We start from the raw sequence: 21540 nt of genomic DNA on the forward strand, positions 1-21540 counted from the left end.
CCTGGCTATTCCTCGGGCTCCGTCGTGAACATCAACGGAAAACCCATCTCCTTGGCGAGATCGATGCCCTCCTTGGCCTTGGTCTCGGCAATGTCCTTGGCGCAGACCACGACCACGCAGGAACCGAGCTTGTGCGCCGTCATCATCACCCGATAGCCGGTCTCCTCGCTCATGCGGAAGACAATCTTCAGGATCGCGATGACGAATTCGCGCGGCGTATAATCGTCATTGACGAGGATGACCTTATAGAGCTTCGGCTTGTCCAGCTTCGGCTCCACTTTGGTCTTCGGCTTCAGGGCAACGTCGTTGTCACTCATCGGAAAATCCACCCGTTGATGACATGGTCAGGAATCTTCAAAACAACTAATCATTATCGATGACGAATTTTCGACGGTGCGCCGTGGCCGCCGGCCTCGATCGGGAGGGATTGGCGGCCCGAGTTGAGGCCGAATGTCATTGCGGCCGGCAACAGCGACCGTGCTTCTGACGAAATCCGCAATGCACCGAAACCGCGATCACCCTCGAAAATAGGCCGGCACCGTTCCTTGGGCAAGTGAGCAACGTTAAAAGCTCGCTAAGACTTGACCACATTGCTCCTTTATCCCATAGGCACCAGCAAGAAATTCAAGAACAGCAGGTTTTAGCCATGGGCTTCAAATGCGGCATCGTCGGTCTGCCGAACGTCGGCAAATCGACCCTCTTCAACGCGCTCACCAAGACGGCAGCGGCACAGGCGGCCAATTATCCCTTCTGCACGATCGAGCCGAACACCGGCGAAGTCGCCGTGCCCGATCCGCGCATGCGCAAGCTTGCCGATATCGCCAAGTCCAAGGAATTGATTCCGACCCGCATCTCCTTCGTCGACATTGCCGGCCTGGTGCGCGGCGCTTCGAAGGGTGAGGGCCTCGGCAACCAGTTCCTCGCCAATATCCGCGAAGTCGACGCGATCGTGCATGTGCTGCGCTGCTTCGAAGACAGCGACATCACCCATGTCGAGGGCCGCATCAATCCCGTCGCCGATGCCGAGACGATCGAGACCGAGCTGATGCTCGCCGACCTCGAAAGCCTGGAGCGCCGCACGGAGCAGACGCGCAAGCGCGCCACCGGCAAGGACAAGGAGTCGATGGCGATGCTGCCGATCATGGAAGCGTCGCTGAAGCTGCTCAACGAGGGCAAGCCGGTGCGCACGCTCCTGTCGACGCTCGATGCCGAGGGGATCGCCATCCTCAAGGGCCTCAATCTGCTAACCTCGCATCCGGTGCTCTATGTCTGCAACGTCGCCGAGGCCGAGGCTTCGACCGGCAATGAATTCACCGAGGCCGTCGCTGCCATGGCTCGGGAACAGGGAGCCGAAACTGTCGTCATCTCGGCGGCAATCGAGGCCGAAGTCGCCCAGCTTCCCGAGGATGAAGCCAAGGAATTTCTCTCCGCCCTCGACCTCGATGAGGCGGGCCTCGACCGGCTGATCCGCGCCGGCTACAAGCTGCTCCACCTCATCACCTATTTCACCGTCGGCCCGAAGGAAACGCGCGCCTGGACGATTGAGCGCGGCACCAAGGCGCCGCAGGCGGCCGGCGTCATTCATTCGGATTTCGAGCGCGGCTTCATCCGTGCCAACACCATCGCCTATGACGACTACATCAAATTCAACGGCGAAGTCGGCGCCAAGGATGCCGGCAAGGCCCGCGACGAAGGCAAGGAATATGTCGTCCAGGACGGCGACGTCATCCACTTCCGCTTCAACACCTAAATAAAAGAGCGCTGCCGCCTTAACCCGGCGGCAGCCTGTTTGCCATGGCCGGCGGCAGTGCGCGCAACACCAGCCGGCGAAGCGGCATCCAGCCGGTGCCGATGATCAAGACGATCGCGCCGACGATAATCAGCGTCGTGAAGATGTAGGTGTCGACCGTGGCGCTTCCCTGCCGGAAGACGCTGAAGATCGCAACGCCGAGCGACAGCAGCCCCGAAGTGACGAAGGCCCGCCGGTCGATGACCAGGCCGATCAGCATCAGCACCGCCACCGTCGCGACGACCACCGGCGTCCGGGCCGACATGTTCGCCAGGTCGAAGATACGGCCGCCTTCTCCGAAAGACATGAGGGAAACAGTGCTGTAGAGCAGCGCCGGCGCCGCGCCGAGATGCAGCCAGAACGCAATATCCGAGCGTGTTGTCCGGCGCAGCCGGTCGCCGAGATCGAAATAGAGCGCCGTGGCGAAGAGGCCGAGCGCGCAAAGAAGAGAGATCGCAGCCAGCAAGGCAAGATGATCGACGAAAAAACCTGGATTGCCGCTTAGCCATTGCACGAGACGCAACAGCAGGGTGAGTGCCAAGGCAAGCGCGGACATGATGGCAAGCGCCAGCGACAAGGGCACGCGATAGCGGGCATAGTAGACGCCGAGAAGGATCGGAAAGCCGGCAACAAATTGCGTCAGCCCTGCGCCGATTTCGGATGTCCACGGCGTGAAAACGCGGGACATCAGCAAGAATGTCCAGCAGAACAGGGCGATCGTCAGGCCGACGGCCGGCAAAGCGAGCCGCTGGCGGCGCACCAGGATTTCCGAAAGCACCAGGATCGCGGGCGGCACGGCATAAAGCGGCGCAAGGCCCCAGAGGCCGACGAGCGCCACGACGACGCCGATGGTGATCAGCACGTCGTGAAACCCGCGCACGAAGCGCGGTGTCTCCGTATCAGACCAGGCCTGCCCTTCGGCTGCCTGCCCCTCGGCTGCCAATGCCAGCTGCGGCCTGATGACAGCCACGCCACGCTCGGTCAGAAACGGCAGAAGCCGCCCGCCCGCTTCAGGCGAAATCAGCCCCTGGCGCGCTGCCTCGTCGAGTATCGACCTCAGATCAGTCATGCCGGTTTATCTCCCCGGAATCATTGAGCCCACGCGGATCCTATTGTAAGCACTAGAGCATGATGCCGAAAAGTGTGAGCGGTTTTCGGGCGACATCATGCTCTAACTCTTTAATGTAGAACAGGATTCAGATTTTAGGCCGATTCGGCCTAAGGTGGTCATCCTATTCTAGGCGCTTGATATGGCGGAGGAGCGAATGTCGGCAGAAAAGCTAGCCTTCGAGGATTTCGAACCCGGTCGCCGCTTTCCCCTCGGCCCGAAACCGGTGACCGCCGAGGAAATCGTCGAATTCGCGCGGGAATTCGACCCGCAGCCGATGCATCTCGACGAGGCTGCCGGCCGCGCCAGCATTCTCGGCGGCCTTGCCGCCTCCGGCTGGCATACGTCCGCGATGCTGATGCGCATGATGGCCGACAGCTACATCCTTAACGCGCTCTGCGAGGGCGCGCCTGGCATCGATCTGATGGAATGGCGAAAGCCGGTGCTTTCAGGCGACACGCTGCAGGGTTACTCGACCGTGCTTGAGGCCCGGCCGATGCGCTCGCGCCCCGGCATCGGCATCGCCAAGTTCCGCCACGAGGTGGAAAATCAGCGCGGCGAGCTTGTTTGTCTCTCGGAAAATTCGGTCATGATCCGCATGCGCCCTGCCCCGGATATCAACATGAGTCCGGAGATGACAGCATGAGAATGTCTGAACTCTACGCCGTCGGCGAAAAGACCGAGATCGGCAGCTACGTCTTCACCGAGGAAAACATCATCCACTTCGCAACGCGCTACGATCCGCAGCGTTTCCACGTCGATAAGGAAGCCGCCAAAGAAACCCTCTTCGGTGACCTTTGCGCGTCGGGCTGGCACACCACCGCCGCCTGGATGCGGACCTTCCTCGCCTTCTGGAAAAGTCAGAGCGTCGCCCTCGCGCAAAGAGGGCTGACGGCGCCGAACCTCGGTCCCTCGCCGGGCTTCCAGAAACTGCAATGGCTGCGGCCGATCTTCCCGGGCGACATCGTGACCTACTCCGTCGCCCTCCTCTCCAGCCGGCCGCTGGCGTCGCGGCCGGGCTGGCACCTCAACACCATCCTGTGCGAAGGCATCAATCAAAACGGCGATCCCGTTATGCGCTTCGAAAGCGGCGTGCTGGAATTCGACTGACGCCATCGGCATTGGATCCGGGCTCAGTGCCCGGAGAATTCGACCAGCGTGTGCACGTTGACGCCGAGCTCTTCCAGCTTCCTGCGACCGCCGAGGTCCGGCAGATCGATGACGAAGCAGGCGCCGACCACCTCCGCGCCGATCTGGCGCAGAAGCTGGGTGGCACCGACAGCCGTGCCGCCGGTGGCGATCAAGTCGTCGACCAGAATCACCTTCTCGCCGGGCTCGATCGCATCGCGATGCATCTCCATCTCGTCCACCCCATATTCGAGGCTGTAGGCGATGCGCACGGTATCGTGCGGCAGCTTGCCCTTCTTGCGGATCGGCACGAAGCCCGAGGAAAGCTGATGCGCCACCGCCCCACCGAGGATGAAGCCGCGCGCCTCCATGCCGGCAATCTTGTCGATCTTCGTACCGGCATAGGGCTGCACCAGTTCATCGACCGCCCGGCGGAAGGCGCGGGGATTGCCGAGCAGCGTGGTGATGTCGCGGAAAATGATTCCGGGCTTCGGATAGTCGGGAATGGAACGGATGCTGGCTGCGAGCTCCGACGTCGTATTGTCCATGGAAAGTCCATATCTGCGAGGGCATGAAACGGCCGCACCCTACTGCATAATTCCTCAAATCGAAATCGATTTAGGGATAAAATTATCCGGCAGTTCAGGGCGCTACGGCGCCCTTGTACGTCAGAAAGGACGCGCCTCGCTGAGACCCATGACACTGAGCGCAAAAGCGGCTTTCGGAGAGGATCCACCGGCCAAGCCGATGGAATCGCCGACACAAAAAAGGCGGCCCATGGGCCGCCTTTCGAATTCAGGCACGGAACGCTCAATGTTCCTTGTTGGCGTAAACCGAGCGCTTCGTCAGATAGATCAGCACCGTAAAGATCGCCAGAAAGATCATCACCATGAAGCCGGTACGCTTGCGCTCCTCCAGATGCGGCTCGGCGGCCCACATCAGGAAGGAAGACACGTCCTTGGCATATTGATCGACGGTTGCCGGCGCGCCGTCGTCATAAGTTACCTGGCCGTCGGAGAGCGGCTTCGGCATGGCGAAGGCAGCGGCTGCATGGAAATAGGGGTTGTAATGCGCGCCCTGCGGCACTTGGAACCCGGCCGGCGGCTCTTCATAGCCCGTCAGCAGCGAGTAGATGTAGTCAGGCCCGCTTTCCTGATACTGGGTGAAGATGTCGACGACGAACCGCGGGAAACCGCGCTCGACTTCGCGGGCCTTGGCGATGAGCGAAAAGTCAGGTGGAGCCGCGCCATTGTTGGAAGCGGCAGCTGCCTCGGCATTCGGGAACGGCGACGGGAAGTGATCGGAAGGGACCGCCTTGCGGCTGAACATCTCACCAGCCGCGTTCGGGCCATCCTGCACTTCGTAATTGGCGGCGAAAGCCTTCACCTGTGCCTCGGAATAACCGAGCTCGTCGAGCATGCGGAAAGGCACGAGGCTCATCGAATGGCAGGCAGAACAGACTTCGGTGTAGACCTTCAGGCCGCGCTGGAGTTGAGCCTTGTCGTAATGGCCGAACGGGCCGGCAAAGGTCCATTCCTGCTCCTTTGGCTCCTTCAGCGGATAGTGCGGCGTCGCACCTTCCTCGTGATGAGCAGGGGCTGCGCCATTCGCAGGCGCCGCTTCCTCGGCGAAAGCCGCACTGCCGAGCAGAGCGGCGACGGCGAGCGGCAGAATGCTTGCAACAAGCGTTTTCATGGTTCTATTCCCTTCCGTCGCTCGCTTAGGCATTGGCCGCCGCACTGGCAGCAGCAGTCTTGTTGCGCTTTTCGAGCACCGCCTCGGTGATCGAATTCGGGATACGGCGTGGCGTTTCCACCAGGCCGAGAACCGGCATCGCAACCAGGAAGAAAGCGAAGTAGAGAAGCGTGCAGAACTGCGAAATCATGACGTATGTGCCTTCCGCCGGCTGCGAACCGAGCCAGCCGAGGATGATCGCGTTGATCACGAACAGCCAGAAGAACAGCTTGTACCAGGGACGGTAGACCGCCGAGCGAACCTTCGACGTATCGAGCCAGGGCAGGAAGAACAGCACGATGATCGCGCCGAACATCACGAGGACGCCGCCGAGCTTGGAGTCGATCGGGCCGATGTTGAAGGTGATCGAACGCAGCATCGCGTAGAACGGCAGGAAGTACCATTCCGGAACGATGTGAGCCGGCGTCTTCAACGGGTCGGCCGGGATGTAGTTGTCGGCATGGCCGAGGAAGTTCGGAAGGTAGAAGACGAAATAGGCATAGACCAGCAGGAAGACGGAGACGCCGAGCGCATCCTTCATCGTCGCATAGGGCGTGAAGCGCACCGTGTCCGTCTTCGTCTTGACTTCGACGCCAGTCGGGTTCGTCTGGCCGGTGACGTGCAGCGCCCAGATATGCAGGATGACGACGCCGGCGATCATGAACGGCAGCAGGTAGTGCAGCGAGAAGAAGCGGTTCAGCGTCGGCTGGTCGACGGCAAAGCCGCCGAGCAGGAACTGCTGCACCCATTCGCCGACCAGCGGGAAGGCGGAGAAGAAGCCGGTGATGACGGTCGCGCCCCAGAAGGACATCTGGCCCCAAGGCAGCACGTAGCCCATGAAGCCGGTTGCCATCATCAGCAGGTAGATGACCACACCGAGGATCCAGAGGATTTCGCGCGGCGCCTTGTAGGAGCCGTAATAGAGGCCGCGGGCAATATGCAGGTAGACGGCGACAAAGAAGAAGGATGCGCCGTTTGCATGCAGGTAGCGCAGCAGCCAGCCATGGTTGACGTCGCGCATGATTTTTTCAACGGAGTTGAACGCGATCGTCGTGTCGGCGGAATAATGCATGGCGAGCGTCACGCCCGTCAGGATCTGCACGATCAGCATGACGGAGAGCATCGCGCCGAAGGTGTAGGCATAGTTCAGGTTCCTGGGAACCGGATATGCAACGAAGCTGTCATAGACCATGCGCGGTAGCGGCAGGCGCGCATCGACCCATTTTTCGAAGCCGGTTGATGGCTCGTAGCTGGAATGGCCACTCATGAATCAGTCTCCCCTCAACCGATCTTGATCTTGGTATCGGACACAAATGAAAAGGTCGGAATCGCCAGGTTCTGCGGCGCAGGACCTTTGCGGATGCGGCCGGCCGTATCGTAGACCGAGCCATGGCAGGGACAGAACCAACCATTGTACTCGCCGGCCTGGCCGAGCGGCACGCAACCGAGATGGGTGCAGGTGCCGATCATGACGATCCAGTTTTCCTTGTCCTTGCCGCCTGAACGATCAACACCCGTTGCCTGAGCCTCGGGCGGCAGGTTGGCATTGCGGGCGACCGGATCCTTGAGATCTGCCAGCGGAACATCGGCGGCTGCCTTCACTTCTTCAGGCGTGCGGTTGCGGATGAAGATCGGCTTCCCGCGCCACTTGACCGTCAGGGACATGCCGGGCTCGAGGGTCGCAACATCGACTTCGATGGAGGCGAGCGCCAGCGTCGACGCATCCGGCCGCATCTGGTCGATGAACGGCCAAGCAACCGCAACGGCGCCCACAGCACCCGCCATACCAGTGGTGAGATAAAGGAAATCACGGCGAGTAGGCTCTGTCGAAGCCTCGCTTGTCGTTACGTGTTCGCTCACGGCTTAACCATCCTCTGCGCAATTATCGCGGAATTCCGCCCTGCCCCCTCTGCCGGCGAATCGATCTGGACACATTTCGGCCATAGATTCCCCGGCAATCCGGCGCGTTCTAAGCTTGATCGCAAATTATGTCCAGCCTTGACAAGGGGATGAGGGCACAATGTCGCGGGAAATTTCGGATGAATTTTTTAAGGCAAATACGAGCTTGCCGGCATGCTGCATTGCAACAAAAAAGCCGCCGTGATAGGCGCAATCGCAATCACGCCAGCAAGCCGGACCGAAGCGGATGAGAGACACGATTTTTTGCGTATTCAGCGTCCTCACGACCCTGGTACTCGCCATCGTTTCGTTGCGGTATGTCACCGATTTTTATCTGCTTTCGTTCTTTTACAGCTTCCAGCTCCATCTGGCGGCGGCCGCTGCGCTCGCCTCCCTCGTGGCCTTGCTTGTCAAGCGCCATTGGTACGGCCTGCTGACGCTCGGCATATCCCTGGCTCTTGCCGTCCATGGCATCGTGATGACCCGCGAATTTGCCCAGCCCGCCGTCGATGCGCACCGCCCGGTTCTTTTCCGGCTGATGTCCTTCAATATCGAAAACGATAATTTTGCAAACGGTGGCGCGATCGCCGACATGGCGATTGCTTCGGGCGCCGATGTCGTCAACATCCTCGAGGCCGAGCCAGTTCTGTCGGAATTGCCGCGGCTTCTGAAAACCTATCCTTATTATGTCGGCTGCGGCATCGGCATGCAGCAATGCGATACGCTCGTCCTGTCGAAGCGCCCGCTCATCGAGCCGCGCATCCGCAGTCTCGGCCTGCTGTGGCGCAATCGGCTGACGATCTCGGCGGTCGATTTCGACGGCCGCAAAGTCAACTTCCTGACGGCGCATCTGACCAAACCCTATTACGATGAGTTCTACGGCCTGGAGCTCGAGGACCTCGCCGCGATCGCGCCCAGCCTGCCGGGACCGCTGGTGCTGGCCGGTGATTTCAACTCGTCTATTCTGACGCCAGGGGTACAAAATCTTCTGCGCACAGAAGGCTTTGGCACCGTATCGCTGGAACCCGCGACCTGGCCGATCGCAGCCAGCGTCTTCGGCATTCCGATCGACCACATCTTTGCGAGGGCGCCCCTGCGGCTGAAATCGGTCCGCCGCATCGCCGACAGCTTCGGCTCAAACCATTTTGGCCTCATGGCGGAATTCGCCGTCGACCCCTGAGCCGAGATCCCCGTCCACCGCGAGGAAGCCGCCGGATTGACGCGCCCAAAGTTCGGCGTAGAGCCCACCTTGGCGAAGCAGTTCGTCGTGGCTGCCCTCCTCGATTATCCGGCCGAGATCAACGACGATCAGCCGGTCGAGCGCAGCGATCGTCGACAGCCGGTGGGCGATCGCAAGCACGGTCTTGCCCTCCATGATCCGATGGAGATTGGACTGGATCGCTTCCTCCACTTCAGAATCAAGCGCCGACGTTGCTTCGTCGAGAACCAGGATGGGAGCATCCTTCAGCATCACCCGGGCAATGGCGATGCGCTGCCGCTGGCCGCCCGACAACTTGACGCCGCGCTCGCCGACATGGGCATCAAAGCCTCTGCGGCCCTGCTGGTCCTGCAGGCGGGCGATAAAATCGATGGCTTCGGCGCGCCGGGCCGCCTCGATCAGCCGCTCCTCGCCTGCGTCCGGCCGTCCGAACAGGATATTGTCGCGCACCGATCGATGCAGCAGCGAGGTATCCTGGCTGACAACGCCGATCTGCATCCGGAGGGTTTCCTGGGTCACGGCCGATATGTCCTGCCCATCGACAAGGATGCGGCCCTCCTGAAGATCGTAGAGGCGCAGCAGCAGGTTCATCAACGTCGATTTTCCCGCCCCCGAACGGCCGACGATCCCGACTTTTTCGCCCGGACGGATGGTCAGGGAGAAGTCGTCGACGACCGGCTGCTGATCCTTGCCATAGCGGAAGGAGACATTGTCGAAGCGAATGCCGGGCTGGCGGATCACCAGGCTCTTCGCATCGGCACGGTCGACAAGCCCGAGCGGCTGGGAGATCAACTCGGCGGCATTCTGGATCGTGCCGAGATTGCGCATGATTCCGTTGAACTGCGTCATCAGCCGTCCGAGCAGGAAATTCAGCCTCAGCACCAGCGCCAGCGAGAATGCCACCGCACCGGAGCTGACCAGGCCGCGCAGCCAGAGATCGACGCTCAAGCCCGCCATCGTCACGATCATCAGGCCGGAGAGCAGCGCCATGGAGGCTCTGACGCCAGTGATGAACCGCGTGAAGCGCAGCACCGTATCCTGATAGATGTCGAAGCCCTGGCGCATGTAGCGGTCGCTCTCTTCGTCGCGGGCAAAAAGCTTCAGCGTCTGCATATTGCTGTAGGAATCGACCATCCGGCCGTTCAGCATCGATCCCGCTTCCGCCGTCTCGCGGGAATGATGGCGAATCCGCGGGACGAAGTGGCGGGCAAGCAGGCTGAAGGCGCCAAGCCAGAACAGCACGACGGCGGCAAGGGAAAAGTCCAATCGGGCAACCAGCACCAGCGTCGTGACCGCATAAATTCCGACGAACCAGACGCTTTCCATCAGCGAGGTGACGAGATCGCCGGTCGCCTGGCCGGCCGACCAGACCTTGGTGACGATGCGCCCGGAGAAATCGCTCTGAAAGAACGACAATGATTGCCTTGAGACGTGGAGATAAGATTGCCAACGTGCTAGATTGTAGAAGCCCGGGGTGATCACCTGCTGATCGACGAGGGCAATCAGGAAGGCGACGACGAAGCGCACCAGCCCGATCAGGGCGAGCATGCCGAACAGTTCGCCGCCATGGGCCGCGAGAAGACCGCTCCAGCCGGCACCGGGCGTAATGCTGGCGAGAATATCGACGAGGCGTCCGACGAACCAGAAGAGTGCGGCTTCGATTGCGGCCGATGCGCCGCCGAGTATGAGCATGGTGATGAACGGCATCCTCGTCTGGCCGATATAGAACCAGATGAAGCCGAGCGTTCCCGGCGGCGGCTGAAGATTGGCGCACGGGCGGAACGGATCGATCCAGGTCTCGAACAGGCGGAAGATGGGTCGCAGAAACATGGAAGCGATATAGGCGGATTGGGCGGAGCGGCAAAGGGAATGAAAAGCGGTCGCAATCTTATATTTTTGTAATGATCGATAACATCGGCGGCATCGCCATTGATTGCCCGCCAACCGGTCACAATCTGACGTTACGATTGCGCTTCAACGGAGGGAAGGCCATGGAAACGAAAATGCTCGATGCGCATATTCCGCTTCCGCTTGCAGAAAGGCTGGATGCCCTGGCTCTCGACCTGGCGCTAGCGCGCGACGCGATAGTCACCGCGGCCATCACCGCCTGGCTCGACAGCGAGGAACGCCGCCGCATCGCCACGCTGCGTACGCTGGCAGCCGCCAATACTATTGTCGTCGTCGAACATGATAGGGTGATCGATTGGGCCGACAGCCTTTGAAACGGCGGAAAGGACGCCTTGTACCCCATTGGCAAGTGAAATCAGTCTAATAATTCGAATGGCCCTCCCCGCTCTCGCAGGGAGGGCTTGATTATTCCGCCGCCTCTTCCGCCTCTTCGGCGTGATCGGAGAGGAAGCCACCGGACTGGCGGTTCCACAGGTCGGCATAGATGCCGCCGCTCTCGATCAGTTCGCCATGCGAGCCGGCCTCGATGATCCGGCCCTTGTCGAGCACGATCAGCCGGTCCATCTCGGTCAGCGTCGACAGCCGGTGAGCGATTGCGATCACCGTCTTGCCCTCCATCAGGGCGAAGAGGTTTTCCTGGATCGCCGCCTCCACTTCCGAATCGAGCGCCGAGGTCGCCTCGTCGAGCACCAGGATCGGCGCGTCCTTCAGGAAGACGCGAGCAATCGCTATGCGCTGACGCTGGCCGCCAGACAGTTTGACACCGCGCTCGCCAACCTGCGCGTCGAGCCCTTGGCGGCCCTGCATGTCGACGAGCCCTTCGATGAACTCCCAGGCATTGGCGCGCTTGGCGGCCTCGATCACTTCGGCGTCCGTCGCCTCCGGCCGGCCATAGGCGATGTTGTCGCGGATCGAACGGTGCAGCAGCGACGTATCCTGCGTCACCACCCCGATCAGCGAGCGCAGGCTTTCCTGCGAGACGCCTGATATGTCCTGGCCGTCAATGGTGATGCGGCCGCCCTCCAGGTCGTAGAAGCGCAGCAGCAGGTTCATCAGCGTCGTCTTGCCGGCGCCGGAGCGGCCGACGAGACCGACCTTCTCGCCCGCCCTGATGTCGAGCGACAGGTTGTCGATGACACCCTTGCTCTTGCCGTAGTGGAAGCGGATGCGCTCGTAGTGGATCGCGCCCTTCTTCGCCGTCATGGAAGGAGCGCCCGGCTTGTCGACGATGTCGTGCTGTTTGCTCATCATCTCCATGCCGTCATAGACCGTGCCGATATTCTCGAACAGCGCCGAGACTTCCCACATGATCCATTGCGACATGCCATTGACGCGCATGGCAAGGCCGATGGCAATGGCGATGGCGCCGACCGAGATCGCGCCGTTCAGCCAGAACCAGATCGACAGGCCGGAGACGACGAAGAGTGCGACGCAGTTGTTCAGATAGACGCTGATGTGGAAGAGCGTCACCTTACGCATCTGCCTGTGCACGGTCTGCAGGAACTCGTCCATGCCCTCCTTGGCATAGACCTCCTCGCGGCCGGCATGCGAAAACAGCTTGACAGTGGCTATATTCGTATAGCTGTCGACCACACGCCCCGTCATCATCGAGCGCGCATCGGCCTGCTGTGCCGCTATCTTGCGAAGCCGCGGCACGAAGTAGGAGACGATGCTGACATAGATGGCGAGCCAGACGAGGATCGGGATCATCAGCCGCCAGTCGGCGGCCGCGATCACGATGATCATCGTCAGGAAATAGCTGACGACATAAACGAAGACGTCGAGGATCTTCATCACCGTTTCGCGGACGGCAAGCGAGGTCTGCATCACCTTGGTCGCGACACGCCCGGCAAACTCGTTGGCGAAGAAGGTCATGCTGTGGCGCAGCAGGAAGCGGTGCATCTGCCAGCGGGCGCTCATCGGATAATTGCCGAGCAGCATCTGGTGCATGATCAGTGAATCGAGGCCGGCCGCCAGCGGCAAGCCGACCAGCACCAGCGCCGCCATCCAGAAAAGCCTGTGGCCCTCCGTCTGCAGGAACGTGGCGCGGTCGGCATGGGTCAGCCAATCGACGATGTCGCCGAGAAACTGAAAGAGTGCCACTTCGCCGACGGCGATCGACGCCGTCAGCATCGCCATCAGGCCGAGCCAGGGTGCCGCCGGCTTGCTGTAGTGCCAGCAGAAGGCAAAAAGACCTTTGGGCGGAGCGACGGGCTCCTCGCTCGGAAAGGGATTGAGTCGCTGTTCGAACCAGCCAAACATGAAATTGCTCCGAAACATCCGCGTCTCGGCTCCCGGCTTCGCGCCATCTGAGCGCACTGCAAGCACATATGGGAACCGACCGTTCAAGGGGCGAGGCTGAAACAGCCGCACAATGGATCAAAAGGGGATTTCAGGAAGAAATGCGCACTAGCGGCGCCATGTCGCCTTGATCGGCATCACGGCGGGAAAGCGCACAATGAGCAAGATATTCATGTCGGCCCTCCCTGCTGGCGATTGAAGACGTGCATGGATAACGCGAAAATCGCGAAATTTCCAGCCCCATGACGGCGGAAATTGACCGTTTCGGGGCCAAAGTGCGCCTTGTTGCGGCGAAATGCCGGTTGCTTTAGGTATCTCGCATCCCGACGAAACAAACGGCGCATGATGACCGACTTCAGATTGGCACTCTACCAACCGGATATAGCAGGCAATACCGGCACGATCCTGCGTCTTGCGGCCTGCCTCGGTTTCGCGGTCGATCTGATCGAGCCGGCCGGCTTCGACGTTTCCGATCGCAACCTGAAACGATCGGGAATGGATTATATCGCTGCCGCCGCGCTGACCCGCCATGTCAGTTGGGATCGTTTCGAAGCATGGCGCGCCACGACCGGCCGCCGCCTCATCCTCGCTTCGACCAAGGCAGCCGATCGCTACACTGATTTCACCTTCCGTCCAGACGACATCCTGCTTCTCGGCCGGGAAAGCGCCGGCGTTCCGGACCACGTGCATGAAAGGGCCGACGCCCGCATCCTGATCCCGATGGTCGAAGGCCAGCGCTCGATCAACGTCGCCGTCTCGGCCGCGATGATCGTCGGCGAAGCGATGCGCCAGACCGTCTGGGCTTGAGCGGCAGCGGCCGCAACGAAACGGGCAAAGCCCCGGATGTGTCAGAAATCGACATTGCCAATCCGCCGGATCAGTCTATATTTATTAGCCGGGCAATCAAAAAAATCGCATGGCGGCTGCGATTTCAATAGCTTGGAGAGGCGTCTCGCAGGCTTGAGTCGCGCCGACAGATAAAGGAAGAATAAAAACAAAAAATGGATTCCACGGTCATCATGATCAACCTGTTCGGCGCCGTCGCTTTGCTGCTGTTCGGCCTTGCGCAGGTGAAGGACGGCGTATCCAGAGCCTTCGGCGCCCGGCTCAGAACAGGACTTGCCACCGGAACGCGCGGCAGCCTTCGGTCCTTCCTGTCGGGCCTTATTGCCACCGTCGCGCTGCAGAGCTCGACGGCGACGGCATTGATGACCGCCTCCTTCGTCGAACGTGACCTGATCAAGCCGCGCATGGCGCAGATCGTCCTGCTTGGCGCCAATGTCGGCACTGCGATCACCGCGTGGATCGTCGCAACCGGCATAGAGTGGCTCTCTCCGCTTCTGATCCTGACCGGCATTGTGCTCTACCGCGGCCGCTCCAGCGCCCGCCAAGGCGGTGGCGCAGCGCTGATTGGCATTGGGCTGATGCTGTTGTCGCTGCATCTCCTTGGCCTCGCAACGGAGCCGATGCGGACGTCTCCCGCCCTTGCCGCATTCATCGGCCTGCTGAACGGCGCCCTGCCCGTAGCACTGCTCTTTTCGGCGGCCCTTGCCTTCCTTTCCTCGTCGAGCCTGGCGGTGGTCGTTCTGATTCTGTCGCTCGCTTCCGCTGGCCTCATCTCGCCCGAACTTGTCATCGTTCTCGTGCTCGGCGCCAATCTCGGCGGCGCAATACCGCCCGTCATAGCAACCTTGGGCGGCCCGGTTTCGGCCCGGCGCGTGACGCTTGGCAATCTCGCCGTCCGCACGCTCGGCTGCCTCATCGCCCTGCCCCTGGCGAGCTACGGTGCCGAACTCATCCAGATGCTGCCCTTCGGCCCGGCCAAGCTGCCGGTCGACGCTCATCTGGCCTTCAATCTTCTGCTTGCCGCGCTAGCGTGGCCTTTCTCCCGGCCGCTCGCCACCCTGATGGCCCGGCTGGTGCCGGATCAGCCCGAGTCCGATACCGCGCCGAAATATCTGGATCCGCAGGAGCTTTCGGCACCCGTTATCGCTCTTGCCAGCGCCACGCGTGAAGTGTTGGGGATCGGCGACCTGATCGAGCGCATGCTGATGCGGGTTTCGGAAGCCTTCGAGCAGAACAATGCCTCCAAGCTTGCCGAAATCGCAGCCCTCGAAGAACGCGTCGATACGTTGCAGCAGGCGGTGAAGGTCTATCTGTCGAAACTTGGCCGCGAAGGCCTCAGTGACGAAAACGCCCGCCGCTCCATCGTCGTCATCGATTATGCGATCAATCTCGAACATATGGGCGACATCATCGAGAAGGGGCTCTCGGAGCAGGTAGCGAAGAAGATCTCACTGGGCCTCAGATTTTCCGAGGATGGTCATCGGGAACTCAGAACACTATTCGACCTGACGATCGACAATCTGCGCGTCGCCCAGACCATCTTCGTCACCCGCGACTTCAACCTCGCGCGCCAGATGATGGAAACGAAAGTCGAGGTGCGCCGGATGGAGAAGCAGTCGGCCGAACATCATCTCGAACGCCTGCGCGACGGCCGGGCCGACAGCCTGCAAACGAGCTCTTTGCATCTCGACATGCTGCGCGATCTGAAGAGGATCAATGCCCACATCGTCTCCGTGGCATATCCCATTATGGATGAGAGCGGCCTGCTGATCGAAAGTCGCGTGCGGGCTGTCGCAGAATGACGGTTAGTCTGCCGAAGGCAGGCGGCGCATGGTGAATTCGATCCGGTCGCCGTCGAGCTGGCGCCAGCTCTCCACTTCGGTCCAATAGGCCGCTTTCGGATATTCGTCGAACCATTCGCGCGCCTTGGCGCGTGCGTCGATCAAGCCGAGGCAATATGTCTGACGCACGAAATGGTCTTTGCGGGTCGGATTTTCCGCCCGGTGTTTCGCCATTCTGCGCTTCAGGCCGTCGAAGGACGGAGGTCCTGGAATTTTCGCCATTAAACCTACCTCTGCCGAGGAAAGGTAGTATCGAAATCGCGGATTTGCGAGTCGAATCTTGGCGGCACATGCCCGTGCCTGCCGGCTTGGCGAGATGCGGCGCCACCTGCTAAACCGAGGTGCAATCAAGAATGAGCGAGTCGTTTCCCTAGCGGAGGCCGGCCGTTGGAGGCGTGACATGGAAAGACCGGAACTGCCGATCGGCTTGCCTGACGATATCGAGGAGAAGAAGGAGGCCGCCCGCAAATGGTTCGAAGGGCTGCGCGATACGATCTGCGCCTCCTTCGAGGCTCTTGAAGACGGGTTGGAAGGCCCGCTCTCCGATCAGGAGCCCGGCCGCTTCGTCGCCAAGGATTGGTCGCGCGAAAACGGCGCCGGCGGCGGCGGCCGGATGTCGATGATGGAAGGCCGTGTCTTCGAGAAGGTCGGCGTCCATACTTCCACGGTATACGGCGAATTCTCCCCGGAATTCCGGGCGCAGATACCCGGCGCCAAGGACGATCCGCGGTTCTGGGCCTCCGGCATCTCGCTGATCGCCCATCCCGTCAATCCCAACGTTCCGGCAGTGCATATGAACACCCGCATGGTGGTCACCACTAGCCGCTGGTTCGGCGGCGGGGCCGACTTGACGCCGGTGCTGTCGCGCCGCCGCACGCAGGAGGACGAGGACAGCCAACTCTTCCACAAGGCCATGGAGATTGCCTGCCGCAATCATGCCGTCGCCGACTACGATGCCTACAAGGCCTGGTGCGACGACTATTTTTTCCTGAAGCACCGCAACGAGCCCCGAGGCATCGGCGGCATCTTCTACGACTGGTTGCATTCGAGCGATGAAACGGGCGGCTGGAACGCCGATTTCGCCTTCACCCGCGATGTCGGCCGGGCCTTCGCCATGGTTTATCCGAAGATCGTCCGTTCCAACTTCAACAAGCTGTGGACGGAAGCCGATCGTGACGAACAATTGATCCGCCGCGGCCGATACGTCGAATTCAATCTGCTGTATGATCGCGGCACGATCTTCGGCCTGAAGACCGGCGGCAACGTCGAGTCCATTCTCTCCTCGCTGCCACCCGTCGTACGCTGGCCGTGAGACTATGAGATCTCATCGATAAATTCGAACCGAGGGACCTTCATAAAAGCTCAGTGAGTCCTAACTTTATATGTACGTGCGTAACAATCGGAGGAGGATTGTCATGACGACACAAAGCGGCTCGCCTGCGTCCACGGATGTCCAGGAAACATTCCGTGCCATCGACACGCCCGAGTTCCTGATACGCATTGCCGAGAAACTGCGGGCCAAGAGCGGCTCGGATCTGCCGCTGTGCTGCTTCATCGAGCAGGTCAAGCTACAGCTGGCCGGCGGAAAGTCGCCGGAAGAGCTGCAGAACGACGCAGCCAACAGCAACACGCCCGGCCATCTCTCGGATACCTACAAAGCCTGGGCGATGCCCGACTGAAAGACCTTCTCCGGTCGTCACTCGATGCCGGCCGGAACCTTCCCGTCCTCCGTACATTTCATCAATCGCGTGCAAACGCGACGGCCGTTGTGTTCAGACAGAGGAGAAGACCATGCGACTTTTCGAATGCGGCACGCTTGTTCCCGGCTGCGCCTGGCACACCCGGGCGGATAATGACGCAGAAGTGGTCCGCCGCGCCGTCGAGCACCTGAAATCCGCTCATGGCGAAACCACCATACGCGAAAACATGGTTGATAACATCAAGGCCCGCATCCGCGACGAAGCGACCGCCGCCTGACGGCCGGTGGCCCGAGTCCTGGCGCCAACGACGATAGCAGGCGCCGCGTCCACCGGGCGCGACGCCATATCCACTATTGTACGCGTTCCTGCAACCTCGCGAGAAGTTCTGCTCGATCGGACGCGAAGTTTTCCTCCACCCACTGATTTTCCAAGCTGCCAAGCAGTTCGCCGACACGCGGGCCGGATGGGATGCCCGCCGCGATCACGTCTGCACCATTCACGGGAAACTGCGGCTTCTTCCACGTCATGGCCCGATCCAGGAGCTTTCCGAGCCGCGCCGAGCGCGCCATCTCGCTAAGATCGCCCTCGGCCTTCCCGCGTGCGACGCCAAGCGCCAGCTTCAGGCGCGTCGTGATGCCGTCCGCGCCGTTGCGGTAAAGCAGCCGCTCGAAGGCGGCCGACGAGATTTCGTCGTCGATCGGTGCCGCCATCGCCCAGGCCTTGAGAGTGGCCGCTTCCGCATTCGAGAGCTTCAGCCGGGCCGCAAGCGCCTCCAGCCGCGCCGCATCGGGCGGCACGATCGCTGCAAGGCGCAGCAATGGGTCGGGCGCCCAGCCGAGCGCCTTTTCGGTGGCAACCAGCGCGGGGATCGCATCGATCCCCCATCGTTCGGTCTCCGGCAGGATTTCCGTCAGCACCGCCACCTGCCGCATCCAGAGCAGCGCCCGGCCGGGATCGGCGGCACCAAGCAGTTTTCTGAGCTCCGACCACACACGTTCGGCAGACAGCGTCTTCAGTTTCGAACGCGCCGCCGCACAGGCCTTCAGCCCTTCGGCATCCGGACGCCCGGAACCGTAATAGGCAAAGAAACGGAAGAAGCGCAGGATGCGCAGATGGTCCTCGGCAATACGCGTTGCCGCATCGCCGATGAAGCGGATGTTGCGCGCCTCGATGTCGGCAAGCCCACCGACGAGATCCACCACCTCGCCTCTCGCATCGGCATAGAGCGCGTTGATCGTCAGGTCCCGCCGTTCGGCATCGGCCTTCCAGTCAGTGCTGAAGGCCACTTTGGCATGACGCCCATCGGTCTCGACGTCGGTGCGAAGCGTCGTCACCTCGAAAGGCTTGCCGTCGATGACGAGCGTCACCGTGCCGTGCTGCAGGCCGGTCGGCACCGCCTTGATTCCGGCCGCCGCCGCTCGCTCGATCACGATCTCGGGCGTCAGCGTCGTGGCGATATCGATATCGCTGACCGGCAAGCCCATCAGGCTGTTGCGCACTGCGCCGCCGACCACCCGCCCTTCCCCGCCGTCGGACCCACCACCGGCCCCACCGCCGGCATTGAGAAGCGCAAGGATCCGGCCGAGCGCCGGATCGCGGAACCATGCTTGGTCGGCAAGGCCTGTCATGCATAAAGCCTTTCATAGAGCGTGCGGACGATGCCGGCGGTGATGCCCCAGATCATCCTGGTTTCATAGGGCACACGGTAGAAATGCCGGTCGAGGCCATCGATGACGCGCCTGTCGCGCCGGTGATTGGCCGGGTTCATCAGGAAGGAGAGCGGCACTTCGAACACGTCGTCCACCTCGGCCGGGTTCAGCCGCAAGGCAAAACCACGCTTGACGACGCCGAGCACGGGCGTGATGCGGAAACCGGTCGAGGCGAGATAATTCGGCAGCCTGCCGACCGTCTCGACGAAGGAGCCGGCAAGCCCGATCTCTTCCTCCGTCTCGCGGATCGCCGCCATTTCGGGCGAGATATCGGCCGGATCGATGGATCCGCCGGGAAAGGCGATCTGGCCGGAATGCTTGCGCAGCGTCGTCGTGCGCTTGGTGAAGATCACCCGCGCTTCCTCGCCGTCGTCGATGACGGGCACGAGCACCGCGGCATCGCGCAGCTTGAAAGTCGCCACTTCAGCCACGATGTCGGGATTGAGGACATGGTCGCCGTGATCACGCCAGGCATGTTCCACCGGCCCGCCATTCTGATTAAGCGCACGGCGGCGGAATTCAGCTGCGGAGAACAGCGCATGTCGTTGGGTGATCGCATCATTCATCGGGAAAGCATATCCAGTTCGTCGGCCGGCATGACAGGAAAGACCTCGCCGGCGGAGCGGATAGCAAACATCGCCTGCCCCTCCACGTCGACGGTCTCTCCGAGTGCCACCAGTTCATACATCACTGCACGCGACACCAGCGCCTCCAGCCGCCCGCGCACATGCAGATAGGGTTTCAGTTCGGCATTGCCGCCCGCAATGGCAAAGCGCAGCCGATGCTCTACTCCCGCCTCCACGACATCGCCGACATTGGTGCGGAACGTCAGCACTTGGCGGCCCTCCCGCTCCGTCACGCTCATCTCCACGGCGATGAAAGGAGCGTCGGCGACCCTAATCCCGACCTTTTCCACAGGAGTTACGAGATAGATCTTCTCGTCCTCATCCTTGCGCAAAACCGTCGAAAACAGCCGCACCAGCGCCGGCCGGCCAATCGGCGTGCCCATATAGAACCAGGTGCCGTCGGCCCTGATCTCCATGTCGATATCGCCGCAGAAAGGCGGATTCCACCGCTCGACCGGCGGAAGTCCACGTTTTTTGCCGCTGTTTTCCGCGGACGCGCGTGAAATCAGCGCGGCAAGTCCCGCTGCATCCGCCTGTCCGCTGATTTCCTCGGCTGCCATTCTTCCGTCCCGGTTTGTCCTTAACGAAGTGAAGTCACGAGATAGTCATTCGTAACGAACTTGTCAGCCCGTCGCATCTCCATAACTCTATCGAGTATGAGGCAGATGTATAAGTCCGCCGATTCGCTGCCGAATGATTTCAGCCGTTGGAGATGCCCATGGGTATGATGAAGACCGAAGCCAGCCTCGATGAAAAGGCGATCGTCGCCGCCGCCGAGAAGGCGCTCTCCGATATCGCCGCCATTCGCACAGAAGTCTCGAAGGTGATCTTCGGTCAGGAAAGCGTCGTCGAGAACACCATTCTCGCCGTGCTCTCCGGCGGTCATGCCCTGCTCGTCGGCGTCCCCGGCCTTGCCAAGACCAGGCTGGTGACGACGCTCGGCGAAGTGCTCGGCCTTGCCGCCAACCGCATTCAGTTCACCCCCGACCTGATGCCTTCGGATATTCTCGGCTCAGAAGTGATGGACCAGGACGACAGCGGCCGCCGCTCCTTCCGTTTCGTCAAGGGCCCGGTCTTCGCCCAGCTTCTGATGGCCGACGAAATCAACCGCGCCTCGCCGCGCACCCAGTCGGCGCTCCTGCAAGCGATGCAGGAATATCATATCACGATTGCCGGCCAGCGCTATGACCTGCCGGCGCCCTTCCATGTGCTCGCCACCCAGAACCCGCTGGAGCAGGAAGGCACCTATCCGCTGCCCGAAGCCCAGCTCGACCGTTTCCTGCTGCAGGTCGACGTCAACTATCCCGAGCTCGCCGCCGAGCGCCAGATCCTGCTCGAGACGACGGGCCTCGGCGAAACCCGGCCTGCGGCGATCATCGATGCGCAGCGGCTGATCGAAATCCAGACCCTGGTGCGCCAGATGCCGGTGAGCGAGACGGTCGTCGACGCCATCCTTTCGCTGGTCCGCTCCGCCCGCCCCGGACAGGGCAACGCGTCGACCGACAAGAATGTCGCCTGGGGCCCCGGCCCTCGCGCCGGCCAGGCGATGATGCTCTGCGCCCGCGCCCGCGCGCTCTACGAAGGCCGTCTCGCCCCATCTCTCGACGACATCTTCGCGCTTGCCGAACCCATTCTCCAGCACCGCATGGCGCTGACTTTCGCCGCCCGCGCCGAAGGCATGTCGGTGCGCGACGTCATCGCCGGACTGGTGAAGCAGGCAAAGGGATAAGGA

The 21540-nt window shown here is 61.5% G+C and carries 23 protein-coding genes; 11 read left to right on the forward strand and 12 right to left on the reverse strand.

Going from position 1 to position 21540, the window contains the following annotated elements; all coding sequences use genetic code 11:
* Positions 1-5 precede the first annotated feature (5 nt).
* Positions 6-317, reverse strand: coding sequence for an ATP-dependent Clp protease adapter ClpS (clpS, locus tag AMC88_RS15625; protein ID WP_012484658.1), 312 nt, complete (start codon positions 315-317; stop codon positions 6-8).
* A 329-nt stretch (positions 318-646) separates the two neighbouring features.
* On the opposite strand from clpS, the gene ychF reads away from it, so the two are divergent.
* The gene (ychF, locus tag AMC88_RS15630; protein WP_012484659.1) at positions 647-1750 is read left to right on the forward strand and encodes a redox-regulated ATPase YchF; all 1104 of its coding nucleotides are present in this window, start codon (positions 647-649) and stop codon (positions 1748-1750) included.
* A 19-nt stretch (positions 1751-1769) separates the two neighbouring features.
* Here ychF and AMC88_RS15635 read toward each other — a convergent pair whose 3' ends face one another.
* The gene (locus AMC88_RS15635; RefSeq protein ID WP_012484660.1) at positions 1770-2858 is read right to left on the reverse strand and encodes a hypothetical protein; all 1089 of its coding nucleotides are present in this window, start codon (positions 2856-2858) and stop codon (positions 1770-1772) included.
* Positions 2859-3054: 196 nt separating this feature from the next.
* Between AMC88_RS15635 and AMC88_RS15640 the strand changes: the two genes are divergently transcribed.
* Both AMC88_RS15640 and AMC88_RS15645 read left to right on the forward strand, forming a co-directional pair.
* On the forward strand, positions 3055-3543 hold the full coding sequence (locus tag AMC88_RS15640; protein ID WP_029531432.1) for a MaoC family dehydratase: 489 nt from the start codon (positions 3055-3057) through the stop codon (positions 3541-3543).
* Positions 3540-4007, forward strand: a complete 468-nt coding sequence (locus AMC88_RS15645; RefSeq protein ID WP_012484662.1) for a MaoC family dehydratase — start codon at positions 3540-3542, stop codon at positions 4005-4007. The genes AMC88_RS15640 and AMC88_RS15645 overlap by 4 nt, the downstream gene beginning before the upstream one ends.
* A gap of 23 nt (positions 4008-4030) precedes the next feature.
* Here the strand turns inward: AMC88_RS15645 and AMC88_RS15650 are convergent, their stop codons facing one another.
* The 4 genes from AMC88_RS15650 to petA form a co-directional block, all read right to left on the reverse strand.
* Positions 4031-4573 carry an adenine phosphoribosyltransferase gene (locus tag AMC88_RS15650; protein WP_004680123.1) on the reverse strand — a complete coding sequence of 181 codons (543 nt, stop codon included), beginning with the start codon at positions 4571-4573 and terminating at the stop codon, positions 4031-4033.
* A gap of 262 nt (positions 4574-4835) precedes the next feature.
* Positions 4836-5720: a cytochrome c1 gene (locus AMC88_RS15655; RefSeq protein WP_012484663.1), complete on the reverse strand. Its 885-nt coding sequence runs from the start codon at positions 5718-5720 to the stop codon at positions 4836-4838.
* 25 nt (positions 5721-5745) lie between these two features.
* The gene (locus AMC88_RS15660; protein ID WP_012484664.1) at positions 5746-7026 is read right to left on the reverse strand and encodes a cytochrome b; all 1281 of its coding nucleotides are present in this window, start codon (positions 7024-7026) and stop codon (positions 5746-5748) included.
* Between the two features lie 14 nt (positions 7027-7040).
* Complete coding sequence (petA, locus tag AMC88_RS15665; RefSeq protein ID WP_012484665.1) at positions 7041-7619, reverse strand: ubiquinol-cytochrome c reductase iron-sulfur subunit; 579 nt, start codon at positions 7617-7619, stop codon at positions 7041-7043.
* A gap of 286 nt (positions 7620-7905) precedes the next feature.
* On the opposite strand from petA, the gene AMC88_RS15670 reads away from it, so the two are divergent.
* Positions 7906-8838, forward strand: a complete 933-nt coding sequence (locus AMC88_RS15670) for an endonuclease/exonuclease/phosphatase family protein (RefSeq protein WP_012484666.1) — start codon at positions 7906-7908, stop codon at positions 8836-8838.
* Here the strand turns inward: AMC88_RS15670 and AMC88_RS15675 are convergent.
* Complete coding sequence (locus tag AMC88_RS15675) at positions 8794-10707, reverse strand: ABC transporter ATP-binding protein (RefSeq protein WP_012484667.1); 1914 nt, start codon at positions 10705-10707, stop codon at positions 8794-8796. The two genes, AMC88_RS15670 and AMC88_RS15675, sit on opposite strands and share 45 nt — an antisense overlap.
* 161 nt (positions 10708-10868) lie before the next feature.
* On the opposite strand from AMC88_RS15675, the gene AMC88_RS15680 reads away from it, so the two are divergent.
* Entirely contained in the window at positions 10869-11099 is a 231-nt protein-coding gene (locus tag AMC88_RS15680; protein WP_012484668.1) for a CopG family transcriptional regulator, read from the forward strand.
* Positions 11100-11190: 91 nt separating this feature from the next.
* Here the strand turns inward: AMC88_RS15680 and AMC88_RS15685 are convergent, their stop codons facing one another.
* Positions 11191-13047, reverse strand: coding sequence for an ABC transporter ATP-binding protein (locus tag AMC88_RS15685; protein ID WP_004680105.1), 1857 nt, complete (start codon positions 13045-13047; stop codon positions 11191-11193).
* Positions 13048-13431: 384 nt separating this feature from the next.
* On the opposite strand from AMC88_RS15685, the gene AMC88_RS15690 reads away from it, so the two are divergent.
* Positions 13432-13893, forward strand: a complete 462-nt coding sequence (locus AMC88_RS15690) for a tRNA (cytidine(34)-2'-O)-methyltransferase (RefSeq protein ID WP_012484670.1) — start codon at positions 13432-13434, stop codon at positions 13891-13893.
* Positions 13894-14087: 194 nt separating this feature from the next.
* Positions 14088-15734: a Na/Pi cotransporter family protein gene (locus AMC88_RS15695; protein ID WP_012484671.1), complete on the forward strand. Its 1647-nt coding sequence runs from the start codon at positions 14088-14090 to the stop codon at positions 15732-15734.
* A gap of 3 nt (positions 15735-15737) precedes the next feature.
* Here AMC88_RS15695 and AMC88_RS15700 read toward each other — a convergent pair whose 3' ends face one another.
* Positions 15738-15995 (reverse strand): hypothetical protein, encoded by a 258-nt coding sequence (locus AMC88_RS15700; RefSeq protein ID WP_004680100.1) that lies wholly within the window; start codon positions 15993-15995, stop codon positions 15738-15740.
* 178 nt (positions 15996-16173) lie between these two features.
* On the opposite strand from AMC88_RS15700, the gene hemF reads away from it, so the two are divergent.
* The 3 genes from hemF (at position 16174) to AMC88_RS15715 (ending at position 17750) form a co-directional block, all read left to right on the forward strand.
* Positions 16174-17085: an oxygen-dependent coproporphyrinogen oxidase gene (gene hemF, locus AMC88_RS15705; RefSeq protein ID WP_012484672.1), complete on the forward strand. Its 912-nt coding sequence runs from the start codon at positions 16174-16176 to the stop codon at positions 17083-17085.
* 103 nt (positions 17086-17188) lie between these two features.
* Positions 17189-17452, forward strand: a complete 264-nt coding sequence (locus tag AMC88_RS15710; protein WP_004680097.1) for a hypothetical protein — start codon at positions 17189-17191, stop codon at positions 17450-17452.
* Positions 17453-17564: 112 nt separating this feature from the next.
* The gene (locus AMC88_RS15715; protein ID WP_004680095.1) at positions 17565-17750 is read left to right on the forward strand and encodes a DUF1059 domain-containing protein; all 186 of its coding nucleotides are present in this window, start codon (positions 17565-17567) and stop codon (positions 17748-17750) included.
* A 73-nt stretch (positions 17751-17823) separates the two neighbouring features.
* Here the strand turns inward: AMC88_RS15715 and AMC88_RS15720 are convergent, their stop codons facing one another.
* The 3 genes from AMC88_RS15720 to AMC88_RS15730 are packed head-to-tail and all read right to left on the reverse strand — an operon-like array spanning position 17824 to position 20368.
* Complete coding sequence (locus AMC88_RS15720) at positions 17824-19101, reverse strand: CCA tRNA nucleotidyltransferase (protein WP_064825495.1); 1278 nt, start codon at positions 19099-19101, stop codon at positions 17824-17826.
* Positions 19098-19748 (reverse strand): CoA pyrophosphatase, encoded by a 651-nt coding sequence (locus AMC88_RS15725; protein WP_012484674.1) that lies wholly within the window; start codon positions 19746-19748, stop codon positions 19098-19100. The genes AMC88_RS15720 and AMC88_RS15725 overlap by 4 nt, the downstream gene beginning before the upstream one ends.
* Entirely contained in the window at positions 19745-20368 is a 624-nt protein-coding gene (locus AMC88_RS15730) for a DUF1285 domain-containing protein (protein ID WP_012484675.1), read from the reverse strand. The genes AMC88_RS15725 and AMC88_RS15730 overlap by 4 nt, the downstream gene beginning before the upstream one ends.
* A 158-nt stretch (positions 20369-20526) precedes the next feature.
* Here AMC88_RS15730 and AMC88_RS15735 point away from each other — a divergent pair, with 158 nt between their 5' ends.
* Positions 20527-21537, forward strand: a complete 1011-nt coding sequence (locus AMC88_RS15735) for an AAA family ATPase (protein ID WP_004680086.1) — start codon at positions 20527-20529, stop codon at positions 21535-21537.
* The last annotated feature ends 3 nt before the right edge of the window (positions 21538-21540 follow it).

It is taken from the genome of Rhizobium phaseoli (assembly GCF_001664385.1).
Classification (GTDB): Bacteria; Pseudomonadota; Alphaproteobacteria; order Rhizobiales; family Rhizobiaceae; genus Rhizobium; species Rhizobium phaseoli.

Coding starts and splice junctions, on each gene's coding strand:
- clpS (WP_012484658.1), bottom strand. CDS start 317: ATGAGTGACAACGACGTTGCCCTGAAGCCGAAGACCAAAGTGGAGCCG.
- ychF (WP_012484659.1), top strand. CDS start 647: ATGGGCTTCAAATGCGGCATCGTCGGTCTGCCGAACGTCGGCAAATCG.
- AMC88_RS15635 (WP_012484660.1), bottom strand. CDS start 2,858: ATGACTGATCTGAGGTCGATACTCGACGAGGCAGCGCGCCAGGGGCTG.
- AMC88_RS15640 (WP_029531432.1), top strand. CDS start 3,055: ATGTCGGCAGAAAAGCTAGCCTTCGAGGATTTCGAACCCGGTCGCCGC.
- AMC88_RS15645 (WP_012484662.1), top strand. CDS start 3,540: ATGAGAATGTCTGAACTCTACGCCGTCGGCGAAAAGACCGAGATCGGC.
- AMC88_RS15650 (WP_004680123.1), bottom strand. CDS start 4,573: ATGGACAATACGACGTCGGAGCTCGCAGCCAGCATCCGTTCCATTCCC.
- AMC88_RS15655 (WP_012484663.1), bottom strand. CDS start 5,720: ATGAAAACGCTTGTTGCAAGCATTCTGCCGCTCGCCGTCGCCGCTCTG.
- AMC88_RS15660 (WP_012484664.1), bottom strand. CDS start 7,026: ATGAGTGGCCATTCCAGCTACGAGCCATCAACCGGCTTCGAAAAATGG.
- AMC88_RS15670 (WP_012484666.1), top strand. CDS start 7,906: ATGAGAGACACGATTTTTTGCGTATTCAGCGTCCTCACGACCCTGGTA.
- AMC88_RS15675 (WP_012484667.1), bottom strand. CDS start 10,707: ATGTTTCTGCGACCCATCTTCCGCCTGTTCGAGACCTGGATCGATCCG.
- AMC88_RS15680 (WP_012484668.1), top strand. CDS start 10,869: ATGGAAACGAAAATGCTCGATGCGCATATTCCGCTTCCGCTTGCAGAA.
- AMC88_RS15685 (WP_004680105.1), bottom strand. CDS start 13,047: ATGTTTGGCTGGTTCGAACAGCGACTCAATCCCTTTCCGAGCGAGGAG.
- AMC88_RS15690 (WP_012484670.1), top strand. CDS start 13,432: ATGACCGACTTCAGATTGGCACTCTACCAACCGGATATAGCAGGCAAT.
- AMC88_RS15695 (WP_012484671.1), top strand. CDS start 14,088: ATGGATTCCACGGTCATCATGATCAACCTGTTCGGCGCCGTCGCTTTG.
- AMC88_RS15700 (WP_004680100.1), bottom strand. CDS start 15,995: ATGGCGAAAATTCCAGGACCTCCGTCCTTCGACGGCCTGAAGCGCAGA.
- hemF (WP_012484672.1), top strand. CDS start 16,174: ATGGAAAGACCGGAACTGCCGATCGGCTTGCCTGACGATATCGAGGAG.
- AMC88_RS15710 (WP_004680097.1), top strand. CDS start 17,189: ATGACGACACAAAGCGGCTCGCCTGCGTCCACGGATGTCCAGGAAACA.
- AMC88_RS15715 (WP_004680095.1), top strand. CDS start 17,565: ATGCGACTTTTCGAATGCGGCACGCTTGTTCCCGGCTGCGCCTGGCAC.
- AMC88_RS15720 (WP_064825495.1), bottom strand. CDS start 19,101: ATGACAGGCCTTGCCGACCAAGCATGGTTCCGCGATCCGGCGCTCGGC.
- AMC88_RS15725 (WP_012484674.1), bottom strand. CDS start 19,748: ATGAATGATGCGATCACCCAACGACATGCGCTGTTCTCCGCAGCTGAA.
- AMC88_RS15730 (WP_012484675.1), bottom strand. CDS start 20,368: ATGGCAGCCGAGGAAATCAGCGGACAGGCGGATGCAGCGGGACTTGCC.
- AMC88_RS15735 (WP_004680086.1), top strand. CDS start 20,527: ATGGGTATGATGAAGACCGAAGCCAGCCTCGATGAAAAGGCGATCGTC.